Source organism: Corynebacterium glucuronolyticum DSM 44120, assembly GCF_030440595.1.
Taxonomy (GTDB): Bacteria; Actinomycetota; Actinomycetes; order Mycobacteriales; family Mycobacteriaceae; genus Corynebacterium; species Corynebacterium glucuronolyticum.
Genome location: NZ_CP047452.1, coordinates 2,429,497 through 2,446,589, shown reverse-complemented (window position 1 = coordinate 2,446,589; position 17,093 = coordinate 2,429,497). Strand labels below are relative to the sequence as shown.

At 61.4% G+C, this 17,093-nt stretch carries 19 protein-coding genes; 16 read left to right on the top strand and 3 right to left on the bottom strand.

Going from position 1 to position 17,093, the window contains the following annotated elements:
- The first annotated feature begins 35 nt into the window (after positions 1-35).
- Positions 36-662, top strand: a complete 627-nt coding sequence (locus CGLUCO_RS11145; protein ID WP_143336905.1) for a hypothetical protein — start codon at positions 36-38, stop codon at positions 660-662.
- Here CGLUCO_RS11145 and CGLUCO_RS11140 read toward each other — a convergent pair.
- Both CGLUCO_RS11140 and CGLUCO_RS11135 read right to left on the bottom strand, forming a co-directional pair.
- A complete protein-coding gene (locus CGLUCO_RS11140; RefSeq protein WP_084036505.1) occupies positions 622-822 on the bottom strand; it encodes a type II toxin-antitoxin system antitoxin in 201 nt (66 codons plus the stop codon). The two genes, CGLUCO_RS11145 and CGLUCO_RS11140, sit on opposite strands and share 41 nt — an antisense overlap.
- Positions 822-1,703: an SPFH domain-containing protein gene (locus CGLUCO_RS11135; RefSeq protein WP_084036506.1), complete on the bottom strand. Its 882-nt coding sequence runs from the start codon at positions 1,701-1,703 to the stop codon at positions 822-824. The genes CGLUCO_RS11140 and CGLUCO_RS11135 overlap by 1 nt, the downstream gene beginning before the upstream one ends.
- A gap of 128 nt (positions 1,704-1,831) precedes the next feature.
- On the opposite strand from CGLUCO_RS11135, the gene lysS reads away from it, so the two are divergent.
- From lysS to CGLUCO_RS11120, 3 genes are read left to right on the top strand one after another with little or no spacing between them, the layout of a single operon-like run.
- A complete protein-coding gene (gene lysS / locus CGLUCO_RS11130; RefSeq protein WP_084036507.1) occupies positions 1,832-3,376 on the top strand; it encodes a lysine--tRNA ligase in 1,545 nt (514 codons plus the stop codon).
- 42 nt (positions 3,377-3,418) lie between these two features.
- Positions 3,419-3,985, top strand: a complete 567-nt coding sequence (locus CGLUCO_RS11125) for a hypothetical protein (RefSeq protein WP_084036508.1) — start codon at positions 3,419-3,421, stop codon at positions 3,983-3,985.
- On the top strand, positions 3,975-4,196 hold the full coding sequence (locus tag CGLUCO_RS11120; RefSeq protein ID WP_005388649.1) for a type II toxin-antitoxin system Y4mF family antitoxin: 222 nt from the start codon (positions 3,975-3,977) through the stop codon (positions 4,194-4,196). The genes CGLUCO_RS11125 and CGLUCO_RS11120 overlap by 11 nt, the downstream gene beginning before the upstream one ends.
- Here the strand turns inward: CGLUCO_RS11120 and CGLUCO_RS11115 are convergent.
- The gene (locus tag CGLUCO_RS11115) at positions 4,171-5,124 is read right to left on the bottom strand and encodes a Sir2 family NAD-dependent protein deacetylase (protein WP_084036509.1); all 954 of its coding nucleotides are present in this window, start codon (positions 5,122-5,124) and stop codon (positions 4,171-4,173) included. The two genes, CGLUCO_RS11120 and CGLUCO_RS11115, sit on opposite strands and share 26 nt — an antisense overlap.
- 19 nt (positions 5,125-5,143) lie before the next feature.
- Between CGLUCO_RS11115 and CGLUCO_RS11110 the strand changes: the two genes are divergently transcribed.
- From CGLUCO_RS11110 to CGLUCO_RS11055, 12 genes are all read left to right on the top strand, one after another.
- The gene (locus CGLUCO_RS11110) at positions 5,144-6,034 is read left to right on the top strand and encodes a nucleoside hydrolase (protein ID WP_005388653.1); all 891 of its coding nucleotides are present in this window, start codon (positions 5,144-5,146) and stop codon (positions 6,032-6,034) included.
- Between the two features lie 42 nt (positions 6,035-6,076).
- Positions 6,077-6,808 (top strand): glycosyl transferase family 9, encoded by a 732-nt coding sequence (locus tag CGLUCO_RS11105; protein ID WP_084036510.1) that lies wholly within the window; start codon positions 6,077-6,079, stop codon positions 6,806-6,808.
- The gene (locus CGLUCO_RS11100) at positions 6,805-7,449 is read left to right on the top strand and encodes an energy-coupling factor transporter transmembrane component T family protein (RefSeq protein ID WP_084036511.1); all 645 of its coding nucleotides are present in this window, start codon (positions 6,805-6,807) and stop codon (positions 7,447-7,449) included. Before CGLUCO_RS11105 ends, CGLUCO_RS11100 begins: the two co-directional genes overlap by 4 nt.
- Positions 7,446-8,306: a P-loop NTPase family protein gene (locus CGLUCO_RS11095; protein ID WP_084036512.1), complete on the top strand. Its 861-nt coding sequence runs from the start codon at positions 7,446-7,448 to the stop codon at positions 8,304-8,306. The genes CGLUCO_RS11100 and CGLUCO_RS11095 overlap by 4 nt, the downstream gene beginning before the upstream one ends.
- Positions 8,307-8,330: 24 nt before the next feature.
- Complete coding sequence (locus CGLUCO_RS11090) at positions 8,331-9,335, top strand: L-lactate dehydrogenase (RefSeq protein WP_005393625.1); 1,005 nt, start codon at positions 8,331-8,333, stop codon at positions 9,333-9,335.
- 85 nt (positions 9,336-9,420) lie between these two features.
- Positions 9,421-10,044 carry a mismatch-specific DNA-glycosylase gene (locus CGLUCO_RS11085; RefSeq protein WP_070741595.1) on the top strand — a complete coding sequence of 208 codons (624 nt, stop codon included), beginning with the start codon at positions 9,421-9,423 and terminating at the stop codon, positions 10,042-10,044.
- 9 nt (positions 10,045-10,053) lie between these two features.
- On the top strand, positions 10,054-10,782 hold the full coding sequence (locus CGLUCO_RS11080) for a hypothetical protein (protein ID WP_084036513.1): 729 nt from the start codon (positions 10,054-10,056) through the stop codon (positions 10,780-10,782).
- A gap of 258 nt (positions 10,783-11,040) precedes the next feature.
- Positions 11,041-13,173, top strand: a complete 2,133-nt coding sequence (locus CGLUCO_RS11075; protein WP_260322331.1) for a glucose PTS transporter subunit IIA — start codon at positions 11,041-11,043, stop codon at positions 13,171-13,173.
- A 30-nt stretch (positions 13,174-13,203) separates the two neighbouring features.
- A complete protein-coding gene (locus CGLUCO_RS11070) occupies positions 13,204-14,052 on the top strand; it encodes a PRD domain-containing protein (protein WP_005388667.1) in 849 nt (282 codons plus the stop codon).
- Positions 14,045-15,730 carry a phosphoenolpyruvate--protein phosphotransferase gene (gene ptsP / locus CGLUCO_RS11065; RefSeq protein ID WP_005393636.1) on the top strand — a complete coding sequence of 562 codons (1,686 nt, stop codon included), beginning with the start codon at positions 14,045-14,047 and terminating at the stop codon, positions 15,728-15,730. The genes CGLUCO_RS11070 and ptsP overlap by 8 nt, the downstream gene beginning before the upstream one ends.
- A gap of 211 nt (positions 15,731-15,941) precedes the next feature.
- Entirely contained in the window at positions 15,942-16,355 is a 414-nt protein-coding gene (locus CGLUCO_RS11060) for a hypothetical protein (RefSeq protein WP_084036515.1), read from the top strand.
- Positions 16,356-16,579: 224 nt separating this feature from the next.
- Complete coding sequence (locus tag CGLUCO_RS11055; RefSeq protein WP_005393640.1) at positions 16,580-16,969, top strand: hypothetical protein; 390 nt, start codon at positions 16,580-16,582, stop codon at positions 16,967-16,969.
- The last annotated feature ends 124 nt before the right edge of the window (positions 16,970-17,093 follow it).

Here is a 17,093-nt window from a genome sequence, read left to right as displayed (position 1 = left end):
GGGGAATGCCCGATTGCGGTAATAGGATTGCCCGTGTGCAAGCTAATAGGATCGACTTTTTAGACGCATGGCTCGTCATTGCGAACAACGTCATCGAGTCTTTCAATGGCGTGATGGTGTCGCTGCTTATTGTTTTGTGGTTGACGCTTGATTTTCTGTCGGCGACGAATTTGGATCCGCCGGCGACCATTTCTTTGTATTTAGCGCTGGTCGGCCTGGTGGTATTGGTTGTCTTCGCGCGTTCGGGGCAGATCGCTGACAGGTTTGCGCCACATAAGGTGGCGGAGCTATCGCAGTACCTTAGCATCGCGTCGGTGGGGCTGTTTATCGCTGTCGGACCCGAACCCATGGATGTGGACACCTGGGGTGAAAATTTGATTGGGTTTGATCTCGGTGCGGTGAGTGCGGCGAAATCCGCATATTTCACCATTGTTTCCACTGGCGGTTACCTGATTTGGGCGGCGTTTGCCTGGTGGGGAAATTCTGTTGGTCCTACGTTCATGGCGGATTATGGCTACCGCATCGCCTCATCGTCGTTGGTGGTTTCATCTTCGTGGCGGCGGTGTCCTCCATCCGGCTGTACCGGAACGTGGACTGGACCGGCGAGGCAGAACCAGCGTCCTAGTTCGCGTTTTTTGGCGGTCTGCCACGGCGCGGGATAGGTTGCACGTTTGTGGGTAGGCGCCCATTTTTGCGCAGCGCATCGCGTAGCAGCCGTTCGATCTGCGCGTTGACGCTTACGAGGTCATCGGCCGCCCACTTCGCCACTGCCTCGTAGACGGCGGGGTCGAGGCGCAGCGGGACGGCCTTGCGTTTTGCCATTAGTACAGGCTACCTGCGTTCACCACGGGCTGTGTGTGGTTGTCGGAGCACAGGACGACGAGGAGGTTGGACACCATCTGGGCGCGGCGCTCGGGGTCGAGGTCGACGATGTCTTTCTTCTCCAGTTGGTCAAGCGCGGATTCCACCATGGTGACCGCACCCTCGACGATGGTTTCACGGGCGTCGACAATTGCGGAGGCCTGCTGGCGCTGGAGCATGGACTGGGCGATCTCCGGGGCGTAGGCGAGGGTGGAGATGCGGGCCTCGATGATCTCAACGCCGGCGAGTGCTGCGCGGGCGGCCACCTCGTTGGCGATCTCGCCGGAGATCTGGTCGGTGGAGTTGGATAGCTGCGTGTACGTGTAGTTGGTGGTGACGTGGCGCAGTGCGGACTCGGACTGGGAGTGGATGAATTCTTCTACCTCCTCCACGGCGAAGCTGGCTTTGGCGGTGTCGGCGACCTGCCACACGACGATGGCACCGATGTTGAGCGGGTTGCCGTTGGCATCATTGACCTTGAGCTCTGCAGTCTCGAAGTTGCGCACACGCACGGACACGTTCTTGGTGGTGCACAGCGGTGGGACGAGGCTGAGGCCGGTGCGCCGATTGGTGCCGACGTAGCGGCCGAGGAACTGGTTGACCTGCGTGTGGCCGGGGGACATGATGCGGAACATGGAGATGAGCAGGACAGCGATGATGACGAACGGGATATAGAGTGCAGGCAGGGTGAAGAGCGGCACGACGAGCAGCGCGATGATGACAACGAGGTTGATGATTGCTGCTGCGGGGCCTGCGACCCATGAGGGGTGTTCGGTGATTGAGACTTTGGTGCCGTCGTGGCCGACGGGTTTTTCGGAGACGGTGGGTGCGGCGGTTTCCATAGTGGGTCCTTCCGGTGCGGAATGTGATATCAATTTTTGAATGTGATATCACATTAACTTGGTTTTGCCGATCACGCAAGTGCACCTAGAACTGGAAACCTTTAGCGGGTGGGGTACTCTATGGTGCTATGACTGACGTGAAGAATGATTTGCCCGAACAGGTGCGCATCCGCCACGAGAAGCGCGAGCGCCTGCTAGCTAGTGGCCGGGATCCGTACCCGGTCGAGGTTCCCCGCACGATTTCCATCGAGGACCTTGTTTCGAAGTACCACGTGGTCAAGGAGGACGCGCCCGCCGTGGAGGGGGCGACGAACCTCGAGGTGGGTGAGGAGACGGATATCGTTGTTTCCGTCGCCGGTCGTGTGATCTTCTTCCGTAATACGGGCAAGCTGTGCTTTGCCAAGCTGCAGGCGGGCTCCGGTGCGTCCGTGCAGGCGATGATTTCGCTGGCAGAGGTCGGCGAGGAGTCGCTGAAGAATTGGAAGGCCGATGTCGATCTCGGCGATATTATTTCTGTTACCGGTCGGGTTATTTCCTCCAAGCGTGGCGAGCTGTCCGTCATGGCTACGGATTGGCAGATGGCCTCGAAGGCGCTGCGCCCGCTGCCGGTGGCGCACAAGGAGATGAGTGAGGATCAGCGGATCCGTCACCGCTACACGGATCTGATCATGCGTGAGGAGGCCCGTAAGAACGCGCTGACGCGTATTAAGGTCATGCGTGCGCTGCGCCACTTCCTGGAGTCGGAGGGCTTCCTGGAGGTGGAGACCCCGATGCTGCAGACGCTGCACGGTGGTGCCGCTGCTCGCCCGTTCGTCACCCACTCCAACGCCATGGACATGGACCTCTACCTGCGTATTGCGCCGGAGTTGTTCCTTAAGCGGTGCGTCGTCGGCGGCATTGAGCGGGTCTTTGAGGTCAACCGTAACTTCCGCAACGAGGGTGTGGATTCCTCGCACTCCCCGGAGTTCGCCATGCTCGAGACATACCAGGCGTGGGGTGATTACAACACCGGCGCTGACCTTATTAAGCGCCTCATTCAGTCCGTCGCCACGGAGGTGTTCGGTTCCACCACCGTCACGCTTGTCGACGGCACCGAGTACGACTTCGGCGGCGAGTGGACGACGCTGGAGATGTATCCCTCCTTGAACGAGGCGCTGGCCCGCAAGTTCCCCGGCCAGCCGGAGGTCACCATCGATTCTTCTGTAGAAGAGCTGGAGGCCATCGCCGACCACATTGGCCTGGAGAAGGGCAAGGGCTGGGGTCACGGCAAGTTTGTCGAGGATATCTGGGAGTTCCTCTGCGAAGATCAGCTGTACGGCCCGGTGTTCGTCCGCGACTTCCCGGTGGAGACCTCGCCGCTGACTCGCCAGCACCGGTCCAAGCCCGGCGTGACCGAGAAGTGGGACCTCTACGTCCGCGGCTTTGAGCTGGCCACCGGCTACTCGGAGCTGGTCGATCCGGTGATCCAGCGCGAGCGCTTTGAGGATCAGGCGCGTCTTGCCGCCGGAGGCGACGACGAGGCGATGGAGCTTGATGAGGACTTCCTGTTCGCGATGGAGCAGGCCATGCCTCCGACATCGGGCAACGGCATGGGCATCGATCGTCTCCTCATGGCCCTTACTGGCCTGGGCATTCGCGAGACCGTCCTGTTCCCGATCGTGAAGCCGGAATAAGTACGTCAAGCAAACTTTGGCCCGACAAGCCATAATGAGGGCATGGCACCTCTTCTTACCCAGCTTCCCTCGGCAGGGTGGGTGAGTGTCGGGCCGTGGGTAGGAGCGTCACGGGACCTGACCCAACCACCGCAGTACCGCCACGGTGTGACCACCTACGTTGTGGTGCGCCATGGCTGCGTGCTCGTCGAGGATTCCAGCGGGTTCAGCGCTGACGTGTCGCAGGGCATGATTGCCGCGGTACCCAGCGGGCTCACAGTGCGGATTCAGCCGTACGGGGATTCCGTGCGGGGTGCCCAGCTGCTGCTGGCCAACACCGCGCTCACCTCCTCGTGGCTCAACCCACCGCTTCATGCGGGGTTCCTCACCACCGTCGATGAGGCGGTACCAGCGGGCAGCGAGGTCGCGTCCATCGTCGACGCGGGGATTGCCATCGGTTCCAGTGAGGCTGGAATCATCTTCGGTGGTGAGCCCCTCACCACGCCTTTTATTCTTTGGGACGGCATTCTCGCAGCCAGCGACGAGGAACTTCGTCGCTTCTGCCGCACCGCCCCCGCACGGCCCCTCAAACCCCGACTAAACCGCCCGTGGAGGAAACATGAGCATTAACAATCTTGGCGAGACCATCCGCAAGCGTCGCCGCAAGCTCGGAATCAACCAGCTGGACCTCGCCGAGAGGTCGGGCGTGTCCGACCGCTTCATCCGCGACCTCGAACACGGCAAGATGTCCCTGCGCCTAGATAAGCTCATCGATCTGCTGGAGGCGCTCGATCTCGACCTCACCCTGACGGAGGTCAAGCGACATCCAGGGCAGCACTAATCTGCTCGAATGCGCTGGCCACATCGGTGCGCCACACCACGTCGGCCTTCTTGTCCCCGCGCCCCGGCCCGCCGTTGATCACGGCGACGGGCTTGCCCTGCGCCCGCGCGTCGAGGACGAACGTGTAGCCACTCATGACGGCAAGTGAGCTCCCCACAACGAGGAGCGAGGAGGACTTGTCCAGGAGTTCCCGCGCCCGGGCCTTGCGGTTAGCCGGGACGGGTTCGCCGAAGTAGACAACATGGGGCTTGAGCTTCGTGGAGCCACAATTTTCGCACTCGGCGAGGTGGAACGCGGCGACGTCCTCGTCCCTAAGCGCCACGTCTCCGTCGGGGTTGACCATAGATGTGTCCACGTGGATGGACTCCACATATCCGGGGTTGGCTGACGCCAACCGCTTATCAAATCGCGTGCGCTTCTCCCGGTGACCGCACGTGAGGCAGCACACCGAGCCCAAGTCGCCGTGCAGCGGGATGACGGTGCGCGAACCAGCCTGCGTGTGCAGGCCGTCGACGTTTTGGGTGATGAGCCCCGAGACGAAGCCGCGCGCCTCAAGCGCGGCGATGGCGCGGTGAACCGAGTTGGGGCGCGCCTCATCCATGTGCCGCCAGCCGATGAAACTGCGGGCCCAGTAACGTCGCAAAGCCTCAGGGTCGTGCTGAAACTCCTGGTAAGTCATGGGGCGGTGGCGGGTGAGCGAACCGTTGGGGCCGCGATAATCGGGAATCCCCGAGTCGGTGGAGACCCCGGCCCCGGTGAGAACGAGGCAGCCGGTGGCCCGCAGCTGGCGGAGGATGAACGCGAGCGCCTGCGCAGGTGGGGTGGGGGTCACCGTCTCGTGGACGACGCGGGCGATGGATTTGAGGGCGGAGTCGTGTGCGAGTTGGACGGCGGGGTCGTCGAAGTGTTGGGTGCTCACGCAGCCCATTGTATGGAAGAGTAGGGCTATGAGCTTTGTTCTTGATTGTGATCCCGGCATCGACGATGCCTTCGCGCTCATTTACATGCAGCGGACCGGGCAGCTAGACGCCGTCACCACCACGGGTGGGAACGTCGGCACGGCACAAACGGCCACGAACGCCCGCTGGCTTCTCGACGCCCTAGGTGGGCCCACGGTCCCCGTCGCGCCGGGGGAACCCGCCCCCATCGCCCGGGAGCTCATCACCACTCCGGAAACCCACGGTGAGTACGGCCTCGGCTACGTTCACCCGACACCGGGCACGCTGCACCCGGGGCCGTGGGAGGACCTGTGGGGGTCGAAGCTTATCGTCACAGGTCCCCTGACTAACCTCGCCCGGTTCCGCGAGCGCTGCCCCGAACGGTACGCGGCCATTGAGGAGCTGACCATCATGGGCGGGGCCATCGATTACCCGGGAAATACAACCGATCACGCCGAGTGGAACATCTGGGTGGACCCCGAGGCCGCCGAGGACGTGTTTGGGCACCTCCCGCCCCACGCCCGGGTGACGCTGTGCCCGCTGAACGTGACCGAGGGGTTCCGCATCGACCCGGCGCGGCTCACGCCCATCGCGGAGGCACTGGGCGGGGAGGTCGGTGCCGCGCTTCCGGAGATCATGCGGTTCTACTGGGAGTTCCACGAGTCCCATGGCATCGGCTACACGGCGCAGATCCATGATCTGCTCACCTGCCTGATCGCGTGCGACGCCGTGGACTACGCGGTAGAGGAGGTGGCACTGACGGTGGACACGGGCGCAGACCGTGGCGCGGTGACGCAGGTGGCACACCCGGAGGCGGGCCGCCTGCCCGTGCGGGTGCTGACCGGCGTGGACTACGAGGAAGCACATAGGGTATTCTTCGATTCGATTGCCCCGAGGTGACATAGGGGCCCCTTCGCATTACTCACGCGCATTGGAGGCCGTATGTCTACAACCAAAAACACCATCCTCATCTGGGCCGGGGCCCTCGTCATCGTGGCGACGTGGCTCTTCCTCGTCCTCACCCGCCCGACCGATTGGGAATCCATCGGCGGGTCGACGGAGGCGATCGTGACGCTCGTGGGCTACGTCGGCGGGGCCGTCCTCCTCATCGCCGGCATCCTTCCGCGCCTTACCGCCCGCGAACTCGGGCTCATTCCCGTGGCGCTGGTTATCAACATGATTGTCGGCCAGATCGTGGGGTCCACCGGCCTGCCGCTGTACCTGGATTCGGTGGGGACGATGCTCGTGGCGGCGCTGGCCGGTCCCGCCGCCGGCCTGGCCACGGGCGCGTTGACGAGCGTCGTGTGGGGTGTCTTTAACCCGATGGCGCTGCCCTTTGCCGCCGGGTCCGGGCTGACAGGCTTGCTTGCTGGCCTCGCCATCCACAAGTTCAAGAGCTTCGAGCACCCGTGGCGCATCATCCCGGCCGGTGCCGTCATGGGCATCATCGTGGGCATGCTGTCCGCGCCTGTGGCGGCCTTCGTCTACGGAGGTACCGCCGGTGTGGGCACGGGTGCGGTGGTGTCCGCTTTCCGGGCGATGGGAAATTCGCTGCTGGAGTCGGTGACGTTGCAGTCGATGATCAGTGACCCGCTGGATAAAATCGTCGTGTTGTTCGTCGTGTGGGGGATCGTGAAGGCGCTGCCGGCGTCGATTGTGAAGCCCGCGCGGTGAATCCGCTCTCGGTAGCGTCGCTGGCCACGACGGCGTGGATCGTCGTCCTCGGCACAAATCGGTGGTGGCTTTCCGTTCTTGTTGCCATCGTGGCGGCATCGGTGGGCCGTGCGTGGGGGAAGACGCTCCTGGTGACGCTCCCGATGGCCCTCTCCCTCCTCGTCATTCACGCCCCGCACGGTCAGACGCCGATCGCCCCGCTTGTGACCGTCGAGGGTGTGGTGGCAACCGGCGCCCTGACCGCCCGCTTTGCCGCGTGCGTGGCCAGCGTGTTCGCGGTGGCCCGCTACGTGCGGGTGGAGGAGATGGTGAAGGCGATCCAGCAGGCGGGTTCGCCGCGGCTTGCCTACCTTGTCGGTTCCGCCTTCGCGGTGTTGCCGGAGGGGAAGCGCGCACTGGCGGAGGTCCGTGAAGCCGCCGAACTGGGCGGAATGAAAGCACCGAAACGGACGGTGGTGACGGCGGTTATCACGCTCCTCCTCGTGCGGGCGACGGAGCGCACGACGGCGCTCACCCACCTGGCGATAGACCGGCCGGGGCCGCGCACCATGTACGCCCCGGTGCCGCCCCGTGCGTGTTGGACGCTTCCGCTGCCGGCGGTGGCGCTTATTGCCGTGGTGGTGAAGGGAGCGGTCGGATGATCGATTATGTCTGGTACGACGGGGATATTCCGCGCCCGCTGTATCCCGCAGTTGGTGCCCGCCCGGTGCTCAGTGGCCTGCGCGCTACCGTGGCCGAGGAGATTGCCCTCCCGATGGAGCAGCGCGGTGAGACGCGAGCAGACATGCGGGAGCGCGTCGACACGCTGACACACGCGTTGGGAATCGAGCACCTTAAGGAAAGGGACCCACGGCACCTGTCGGGCGGTGAGACGCGCCTTGTCGCCGTCGCCAGCCTGCTCGCCTCCGGGGAAAAAGAAATCGGTTTGATCACACCGATGGCGGGGCTTGCGGAGCAGGCCGTGGAGCGGTTGCGGGCGGCGTGCGAAGCGACCTCACAGACCGTACACTGGCTGGACTTCTCGGACCGCCCGCGGACGCTGCCGCAGCGAGTGGAACCATCCGGCGCGCGGGTCGAGCGGGAAGGGATCCCGCTCACTGCCGGTGGCGTGACGCGCCTGGTCGGCCCCAACGGTGCCGGGAAATCCACCACGCTGCGCAGGCTTGCCCGCGCCCTTCGCGCCCCGCTGTCCATGCAGTTCCCGGAGGCGCAGCTCATCCTCGCGCGGAAGAGTGTTGAGGGGCCGCATCCCCTCGATTTGTCGCTGGGGGAGCAGCGCGTCGTGTCCGTAAAAGCGGTGACGGGCGCGCCCTACATGCTCATCGACGAACCGGATGCGGGCATCGGCCCCGCCCATTGGGAAGAGATCCACGCGCTTCTCGCCGGTGCGCTCGCGCGTGGTATCGCGGTCGTTTTGGCCTGCCATGATGAACGTTTTGCCGCAGATGTTGAGACGTACGCATGTGTCGAAACGATCACAATTTTGCGCCAGCCCTAGCGTGCGGGTAAGAGAAGCGCTAAGATGATGCCCGACCGGACAAAACCGGAAATAAGCAAAAACTTACCGCAAGGAGAGCTCGTGGGAAAGCAAGTTACGAACAAGGTAGTACTCGTTGGTGCAGGCGATGTGGGATTGGCCTACGCCTACGCACTGGTTAACCAGGGGACCGTCGATCACCTGGCAATGATCGACATCGACGAGAAGCGCCTCAAAGGCAACGTCATGGACTTGAACCACGGCGCCGTGTGGGCCGGTGGCTCCACGACGGTTACCGTCGGCTCCTACGAGGACTGCGCCGACGCTGACCTGCTCGTCATCTGTGCTGGTGCCGCCCAGAAGCCCGGCGAGACTCGCCTGCAGCTTGTGGATAAGAACCTCAAGATTTTGAAGTCCATCATCGAGCCCGCCATGGCCAACGACTTCGACGGCATTATCCTCGTTGCCTCCAACCCGGTGGACATTCTCTCCTACGGTGCATGGAAGTTCTCCGGCCTGCCGGCAAAGCGCGTCTTCGGCTCCGGCACGATCCTTGATACCGCCCGCTACCGCTGGATGCTGGGCGAGATGCACCACGTTTCCCCGTCCTCCATCCACGCTTACATCGCCGGTGAGCACGGCGATTCTGAACTTCCCGTGGTATCCACCGCCAACATCGCCGGTGTTCCACTTCGTGCCTATGCTGATCGCCAGGAAGGCTACGCCGAGAAGATTGAGAAGGTCTTCCACGAGACCCGCGACGCCGCCTATGACATCATCGATGCCAAGGGTTCTACCTCGTACGGCATTGGCATGGGCCTTGCCCGCCTGACCAAGGCCATTTTCAAGAACCAGTACGTCGCACTCCCGGTTTCTGCCCTGCTCAAGGGTGAGTACGGCCAGAGCGATATCTACCTCGGCACCCCCGCCATCATCAACCGCGGTGGCGTCAACCGTGTCATCGAGCTCGACCTCGATGAGCACGAGAAGGAGCTCTTTGACAAGTCCGCAACGCAGCTCCGCGAAATCATGGACGAAGAGTTTAAGTAGTTCGACTTCGTCAAGTTTGACTACGTCAAACTGTTAAATGGCCAGCGCCTTTTAGGCACTGGCCTTTTCGCGTTAACGTGGAAATATGCAGTTTGCTTCTCGACGTCCCTCCCCACTGTCTGGTGCCAAACCCACCCGAGTCGATCTTGCGGGCTTCCGAAGGAAACCCGTCGACGATCTCCTCCCCGTCGAGGGGGAAACGGAGCGGCTCGCACTCCTTATCGTCGGGGTGAACCCCAGCCCGTGGACTGCCGCCGTCAACGCGCCGTTTGCCCATCCAGGGAACCGATTCTGGCCGTCGCTTTACCGCGCGGGGCTCACTCCCTACGAGGTGGATGCCTCACGGGGCTTAAAAGACGATGACCTTCACATGCTGGAGGAGCGTCGCATCGGCATCACCAACTTCGTTTCTGGCTTGGCAACGTCGAAGGCCTCGGAGCTCACCGCCGAACAACTACGTGAGGGCGCGCAGGGGGTGCTCCGACTCGTCGAAAAGCTACAACCCGAAAAGGTGGCCATCGTCGGCATCACCGCCCACCGGCAGGCCTTCCGCAAGCCAAAGGCGAAGCTAGGAAGGCAGGAAGGGGAGTTTATCCCCGAGGGATGGCCCGCCACCGTGGAGTTGTGGGTGGTGCCGCAACCGAGTGGCCTCAACGCGCACGAGACGATCGATTCGTTGGCCGAGAAGTGGCAGGGTGTGATGGAATAAAATAAGGCTATGAGTGCGTCCCAAAAAACTAGCGCGAGCAATGTGCCCGCGCGTGTGGACACTGTGCCCGCGCGTGTGGCTAAGGTGCTGACGCGGTTTGCCTGGTTTCTCATGGCTATACCGCTGGTCATTGGGGTTTTCTACGTCTTTATTTGGGCGGGAATCCCCTTCAACCACGGGTACAGTTTCCTTGTCTACACTCCTGGAACGATCGAAGGCCGAGTGGGAATCGCCCGTGCAGACGACGGCGCGACGGAACTGCTGTACCAGCCGTGCGGTACCGATGCCCACAAACTCGTGGTGACGAACTTCGAGGGGCCAGCCACGGGAGTGGAAGCCAAGCAGCCACTCGGCTCAAACGCTCAGGTGTGGGTGCGAACAGGCGAAACAAACGAGCCCTTTACCGCGCGGCTATTTCCGCCCACTCTGCCACCGGGGTGGTCTCTCGAATCCAACACATACCCGCCAAGCGGCAGTAACGGACCATCGCAACCATTGGCCGCTTACACCTACACCGATGGTGAGGGCAGGAGTCTGACCGGCATGCCGGTACGGGTGACGGCACAATCGAAAATTGAGCACCTGGGGCCCGACAAGGTGCTCGTCAATGAGTACAAGCCCCTGGTCATGACACGGGAGGACTTCTTTAACTGCAAAGTCGCCACCCCAGAGCTTCCCGAGCCCCTTGTCTCCATCTACGGCGGGCTGTGGCTCCTATCCGGCGTGTACACACACTAAATGCCCTGGATGAGCTTTAACGTTCACCCAATGTGACAAAGCGGACTTTTCAAACTCCGATGTGACGTGTAGAGTCATCAATTGAAAAGAACAACACGTCAGGGTTGTTACTTGAACGGTAAAACGTATTGAGGCAAGACCTGAGGTTTAACAAAACGCACACCTTTTTCGTGTGCGCGGTTTGTTAAACCTCGGGTCTTTTTTCATGCGTCCACATTAATTAGTCACGATCGAAGGAGAATGTAAGTGGCTACAACAATGAAGAACGCGGCGGCGGATATCCTCGCTGGCGTGGGCGGTGCGGACAATATCCTCGCCGTCACGCACTGCGCGACGCGCCTGCGCTTCGAACTTAACGATGCCTCCATCGTCGATAAGGATCGTTTGGAAAAGAACGAAAAAGTCCTCGGTGCTGTCCCCCAAAGTGGTGACCGATACCAGGTCATCGTCGGTGGCGACGTTCCGAACGTGTACAACGCGCTCACCGCCCTACCGGAGATGCAGAACCGCTCCACCAGCGGGAACAGCGGAAAGAGTGGGGAGCGTTCCAACGACGACGTCAAGGCTGAGGCCCGCGCCAAGAGCAAGGGCTGCTTCCCCTGGTTGGATAACTTCTTCGAATTCCTCTCGGACTCGTTCCGCCCGATCATCGGCATTCTCCTCGGCGCGTCGCTCGTCATTGCGTTCACCGCCGTGATGGAGGCCTTCGGTGTGGTCGATACCCGCTCCGAGGACAAGGCCCCGGTGTGGTTCTTCCTTGATGCCATGTGGCGTTCCGTCTTCTACTTCCTGCCGGTCATGGTGGCTTACAACGCAGGTAAGCGTCTGAAGATCGACCCGTGGGTCTCTGCGGCGATCATGCTCGCACTCATGACACCTGAGTTCATGGGCCTGCAGGACAACCCCGCTGCCACATGCGTGACCAATGACGCCCTGGGTACGGAGACCTGCTCCATTCCGATCCTGGGGATGAAGCTGCTGCTTAATAACTACGGCGGCAACGTGTTCGTGCCGCTCATGATGGCTGCCGTCGCGGCACTTGTATACCGCTTCTTCCAGAAGGTCATTCCTTCCTCGGTACACATCGTGTTCCTGCCGTTCCTGACCCTCGTGATTGTCATGCCGATCACCGCATTCCTCATCGGTCCGTTTGGCATCTGGTTGGGCAACATCATCGGTACGGGCCTGGCGTGGCTGAATAGCAACGCCCCGTTCGTGTTCGCCATCCTCATCCCGATGCTGTACCCGTTCCTCGTTCCGCTGGGCCTGCACTGGCCACTCAACGCCCTCATGCTCATCAACATCGATACCCTGGGCTACGACTTCATTCAGGGCCCGATGGGTGCCTGGAACTTCGCCTGCTTCGGCGCCACTGCCGGTGTGCTCGCCCTGTCTATGCGTGACCACGACAAGGTCATGACGCAGACCGCAGGCTCCGCCCTTGCTGCCGGCCTCATGGGTGGTATTTCCGAGCCGTCCCTTTACGGCATCCACCTGCGTTTCAAGCGGATCTACCCGCGCATGCTCGTGGGCTGCTTCGCCGGTGGCCTCACCATCGCCATCCTGAGCCTTGCCACTAACGGCGTGACCACGAACGCGTTCGTGTTCACCTCGCTGCTTACCATCCCAGTGTTCAAGCCGATGGGTGTGTATGCCATCGCTGTCGCTGTCGCCTTCTTCACGGCTTTCGCCGCCATTTACTTCACCGACTACCTCAACAAAGAGGAGCGTGAGGAGCTCCGCAAGCGCCTCGAGGTCGATTACGAGGGTGGCGAGACGTACGCGGACACCGATACTGCCCCCGCCGCAGTTCCCGCAGCCGTCGGCGCGGGTGCTGGTGCAACCGCCGTTTCCTCTGCCGGTACGTCCGCTGAGGCGTCCGCTTCTGCATCTTCCGGAGCGCCCGCTTCTGCATCTTCCGGAGCGCCAGCGGAGGAAGATGTGACCGTCGTCGCTCCGGTTTCGGGCACTGTTATTTCGCAAAAGGATCTGAAGGATCCGGCGTTTGCGGCAGGCGCGCTGGGCACAGCGGTGGGGGTAGTCCCCACGGACGGAACCGTAGCTGCTCCGGTTTCGGGCAAGATCATCTCGGTGGCCAAGACCGGGCACGCCTACGGCATTAAAACAGACGATGGCGTGGAAATTCTCGTCCACATCGGCATCGATACGGTGAAGATGCAGGGTGAGGGATTTACCCCCCAAGTGGAAAAGAGGGATCGCGTCAATGTTGGCGACACTCTTGCCACCGTCGATTTCGATGCCGTCACCAAGGCTGGTTTCGACACCACTGTCATCGTTACGGTTGTAAACTCGAAGTCACTAGAAAGTGTGACGGAGACCTCATCCGACGCAGTTCAGGCCGGTGAACCTGTACTCTCAGTAAGGATGTAGGTACGACTCCATGTGGGAAGGTGTGAGCCAGTGAAAATACTGCGTGTGTTTAACAACAACGTCGTGCTGGCCAAGTCTTCCTCGGGAGAAGTGATCGCTACCGGTCGCGGGATTGGCTTCCAGGCGCATCGGGGCGACACCGTCCCACAGGAAAAAGTCCAACGAGTCTTTGTCCCCACGGACGGTCGCGACCCCGATCACCTCGCAGAGATGTTGGCCTTTATTCCGGCGCGGCACATCGCCGTCGTGTCGGAGGCCCTCGAGGAAGTCGATCCAGTCGGCCAGTTGAAAGACAAGATCACCCTGATCACGGCACTCGCCGACCACCTTGGATTTGCGATCCAGCGCGCGAAAGACCATGAGCCGATGGTCTACCCGCTCAAAAGCGAAGTGGAGAATCTGTACCCGGACGAGTACCGGCTCGCACAGGCCGTCATCGCGGCTGTGAATCGGAAGATCGAGGTGGAGCTGCCGGATTCAGAGTCTGTTGCAATTGCCCTTCACCTGGTCAACGCTGGTTTCGCTAGTGGTGACCTTTCCTACACGTACCAAATGACCGGTGTCATTCAGCAGATGCTGGAAGTGATCAGTTCGCACTACGGTGTCCCGCTGGATTCGTCTACGATGAGCGTTGCCCGGTTCATTACGCACCTGCGGTACCTGTTCGTGCGGTTGGCCCGTGGTGACCAGCTTGTCGACGAGAAATCGCAGCTAGCGGACCATATATTTACCCTCTATCCGGATGCTGCCGGATGCGTGGAGCAGATTGTTTCCATCATCGAGCTCCGGTTCGACACAGAACTGACAAAGGAAGAAATCGCGTACCTCACCCTGCACGTTGCGCGGCTGGGTACGACGGAAAGGATTCGACATGAATGATCGCGTAGTACTTCACGGTATCGGCGTTTCGTCCGGCACCGCCCATGGCCTTGCCGTGCGCATTACCCCTGCTGCAGGTGTGGATACCAACGAACCGGCGTGCACCGATGTAGAGGCTGACGGCCAGCGCGTCCGCGACGCTTTTAGCCAGGTAGCCGAGGGCCTTGCTGCCCGCGCCGAGAAGGCGCCGGAGGCCTCCAAGGCGATTCTTACCGCCACCGCCGGGCTTGCGCGTGACAAGGCGCTCGTCAAGGGCGTCGATAAGCAGCTGAAGAAGGGCATGGGTGTGACCGCCGCAGTGCACGAGGCCGTCGAGGTCTACGCCGGCAAGCTCCGCAAGATCGGTGGCTACATGGCTGAGCGCGTCACCGACCTCTACGACATCCGCGACCGCACGATCGCTCGCCTGCGTGGCCTGCCGGAGCCGGGCGTTCCCGAGCTCTCCGAGCCCGCCGTCCTCGTCGCGCATGATCTCGCACCTGCTGAGACCGCGACGCTCAACCCCGAGACCGTCCTGGGTATTGTCACCGCCGCTGGTGGCCCCACCTCCCACACGGCGATCCTCGCGGCACAGCTGGGCATCCCGGCCGCTGTCCAGGTCGTTGGCGTGGAAGAGCACCTCGAGGAGGACACGCACATCGCGCTCGACGGTGGTGTCGGCGAGGTCATCGTCAACCCGACGGAGACGGACACCCAGGAGCTGGAGGAGCGCTCCCGTCGTCGCGCCCGCGCACTGGCCGGTTCCTCCGGCGAGGGCTCCACGCGAGACGGCCACAAGGTGAAGCTGCTGGCTAACATCGGCACCGCCGACGATGCCCGCAAGGCCGCCACCTTCGACCTCGAGGGTTCCGGACTGTTCCGCACCGAATTCCTCTTCCTCGACCGCGACTCCGCTCCGACAGTAGAGGAGCAGGTGGAGACCTACACGCAGGTCCTCGAGGCCTTCGGCGACCGCCGTGTCGTCGTCCGCACGATCGATGCCGGCGCCGATAAGCCGCTGAGCTTCGCTAACCTCGGCGAGGAGGAGAACCCCGCACTTGGTCGCCGTGGCATCCGGCTCACGCAGGCTAAGGAAGAGCTTCTCGACGACCAGTTGGAAGCACTTGCCCTCGCTCACCGTAAGACCAATGCTGAGCTGTGGGTGATGGCTCCGATGGTGGCCACCGTCGATGAGGCCAAGTGGTTCGCCTCCAAGGCGCGCGGCTACGGCCTGCCCAAGGTGGGCATCATGGTGGAAACCCCGGCTGCGGCTATCCGCTCCCGCCAGGTCCTGTCCATCGTGGACTTCGCCTCCATCGGCACCAATGACCTGTCGCAGTACACGATGGCCGCCGACCGCATGCAGGGCGAGCTCGCCCACCTGCTCACCCCGTGGCAGCCGGCCGTGCTCTCCATGATCAAGGAGACCTGCAACGGCGGTAGCAAGACGGGCAAGTACATCGGTGTCTGCGGTGAGGCCGCCGGTGACCCGCTGCTCGCCCTCGTGCTTGTGGGCCTCGGCGTGTCCAGCCTCTCCATGGCGCCGAAGAAGGTCAACGCCGTGCGCGCCGCACTGCGCCTGCACGACATGTCCACCTGCCAGCAGATGGCCGCCTACGCCCTGGATTCCTGGACGGCAGAGGACGCCCGCGAGGCCGCCCTCAACGTTGCCGACCCGGTTATGAAGGACCTGCTCTAGGGCCTATAAGGCCTCTAAGACACTGTGGCCAGCAACGCCTGAGTGCTGAGTAAGCCCCTTTCGCCCAGCGGCGAAAGGGGCTTTATTATGCAAACTTTTCCGATTAGTGGGTTGATTGATACGGTTACGGATTAAACACTAAGGAAACGGTTGAGGTGTCAGACCCAATGACACTTGTTGGTTGCCAAAAATTAGGCGCGGAAGGAAAAACATGTCGTTTTCTACACGCGCATTCGCGTCTACAACCGCACTTTCTCTTGCTCTCGTCGGTGGCACCGCCGTCGCCCCTGCAGCGGGTGCCACGGAATGGACGGACAGTTTTCAAAGCTGTATGAATGTTACTGATAATCTTGTGAAAGGTGGCGAGAAGGTTGACGGATTTCTTGACACGAAGCTTGCCGATAAGGGCTGGAAAGCGTACAAGCTGGCCACGGACAACAACGGCTCGTCAGCTCCCGGTGATTCTTTCAGCCTGTGTATGGAACAAGCTTTAGCTTCAAAGGACCCGGAGAAGCAAGGTCCTGCTATCGGTATCCTCCTTGCCATCTTTGCGGGCGCGCTCGGCCTCGCTGGTGTCCTTGCAAGCCTTCTTGATCAGCAGGGAATCATCAACCTTCCTCGATAATTAAATACCCTGCAAGAACCGGCAAATTGATGGCTTGGGAGAAAAGCTCCCAGGCCTGTTGTTGTTTATGCTGTAGAGATAGTTGCATTTAGGTTGTAAACAAATCAAAGGGGCGTAAATGTAAACTGGTAAAGGCCTGCAAAGCAGCTGTTAGGTTTGGTAAAGTGAGAAAAACGGCGCGGAAAGGCCGCGCTATACCTCTACGTTTCTGTAAGGAGAAACCCATGAAGCTTCGAGCGATTGCTTCCGCAACTGTCCTCTCTGTAGCCCTTGCTGGTGGTTCTGTTGTTGCCCCGACGGCAGGAGCTGAAACTCCATCCTGGGGAGAGCAAGCCGGACAAACCTCTTCAGCGTTTCTGACGTGCGGATCAGTTTTGAAGGCAGTAGCTGAAAAAGGAGGTAGGAGCGACGAATGGATCGAGGCAAACTGGGATTCTATTAAGGAGGATATGGGATCTAAAGGTTCTTCCGCCCCCGGTGATTTCTCCACTTTGTGTTTCGAGTCGGGTCTGGCGAGTGACGATCCTGAGCTAGCAGCAGCATCCTGGTCTCTTCTGATTTTCCTCATTCTCTTGGGTGTCGGTGCTGTCTCCACGGTCGTAGCTCCGAGGTAAATGAAAGAGTAAAGGTTTCTTTTCCGCACACGATACGAGGGGAGAATTAAGTTTCGCCCGGTAGGTCTACCGGGCCGTTTTTCGTTCCTTGACTCCGAAGTCCGCAGATAGGGGCGATGGCTGC

What these genes read in the sequence shown, in the direction of transcription:
- CGLUCO_RS11120 (WP_005388649.1), top strand. Translation starts at nt 3,975, where the DNA reads ATGAGCATTAACAATCTTGGCGAGACCATCCGCAAGCGTCGCCGCAAG.
- CGLUCO_RS11075 (WP_260322331.1), top strand. Translation starts at nt 11,041, where the DNA reads ATGAAGAACGCGGCGGCGGATATCCTCGCTGGCGTGGGCGGTGCGGAC.
- lysS (WP_084036507.1), top strand. Translation starts at nt 1,832, where the DNA reads ATGACTGACGTGAAGAATGATTTGCCCGAACAGGTGCGCATCCGCCAC.
- CGLUCO_RS11060 (WP_084036515.1), top strand. Translation starts at nt 15,942, where the DNA reads ATGTCGTTTTCTACACGCGCATTCGCGTCTACAACCGCACTTTCTCTT.
- CGLUCO_RS11105 (WP_084036510.1), top strand. Translation starts at nt 6,077, where the DNA reads ATGTCTACAACCAAAAACACCATCCTCATCTGGGCCGGGGCCCTCGTC.
- CGLUCO_RS11080 (WP_084036513.1), top strand. Translation starts at nt 10,054, where the DNA reads ATGAGTGCGTCCCAAAAAACTAGCGCGAGCAATGTGCCCGCGCGTGTG.
- CGLUCO_RS11085 (WP_070741595.1), top strand. Translation starts at nt 9,421, where the DNA reads ATGCAGTTTGCTTCTCGACGTCCCTCCCCACTGTCTGGTGCCAAACCC.
- ptsP (WP_005393636.1), top strand. Translation starts at nt 14,045, where the DNA reads ATGAATGATCGCGTAGTACTTCACGGTATCGGCGTTTCGTCCGGCACC.
- CGLUCO_RS11110 (WP_005388653.1), top strand. Translation starts at nt 5,144, where the DNA reads ATGAGCTTTGTTCTTGATTGTGATCCCGGCATCGACGATGCCTTCGCG.
- CGLUCO_RS11115 (WP_084036509.1), bottom strand. Translation starts at nt 5,124, where the DNA reads ATGGGCTGCGTGAGCACCCAACACTTCGACGACCCCGCCGTCCAACTC.
- CGLUCO_RS11090 (WP_005393625.1), top strand. Translation starts at nt 8,331, where the DNA reads ATGATGCCCGACCGGACAAAACCGGAAATAAGCAAAAACTTACCGCAA.
- CGLUCO_RS11135 (WP_084036506.1), bottom strand. Translation starts at nt 1,703, where the DNA reads ATGGAAACCGCCGCACCCACCGTCTCCGAAAAACCCGTCGGCCACGAC.
- CGLUCO_RS11140 (WP_084036505.1), bottom strand. Translation starts at nt 822, where the DNA reads ATGGCAAAACGCAAGGCCGTCCCGCTGCGCCTCGACCCCGCCGTCTAC.
- CGLUCO_RS11055 (WP_005393640.1), top strand. Translation starts at nt 16,580, where the DNA reads ATGAAGCTTCGAGCGATTGCTTCCGCAACTGTCCTCTCTGTAGCCCTT.
- CGLUCO_RS11125 (WP_084036508.1), top strand. Translation starts at nt 3,419, where the DNA reads ATGGCACCTCTTCTTACCCAGCTTCCCTCGGCAGGGTGGGTGAGTGTC.
- CGLUCO_RS11095 (WP_084036512.1), top strand. Translation starts at nt 7,446, where the DNA reads ATGATCGATTATGTCTGGTACGACGGGGATATTCCGCGCCCGCTGTAT.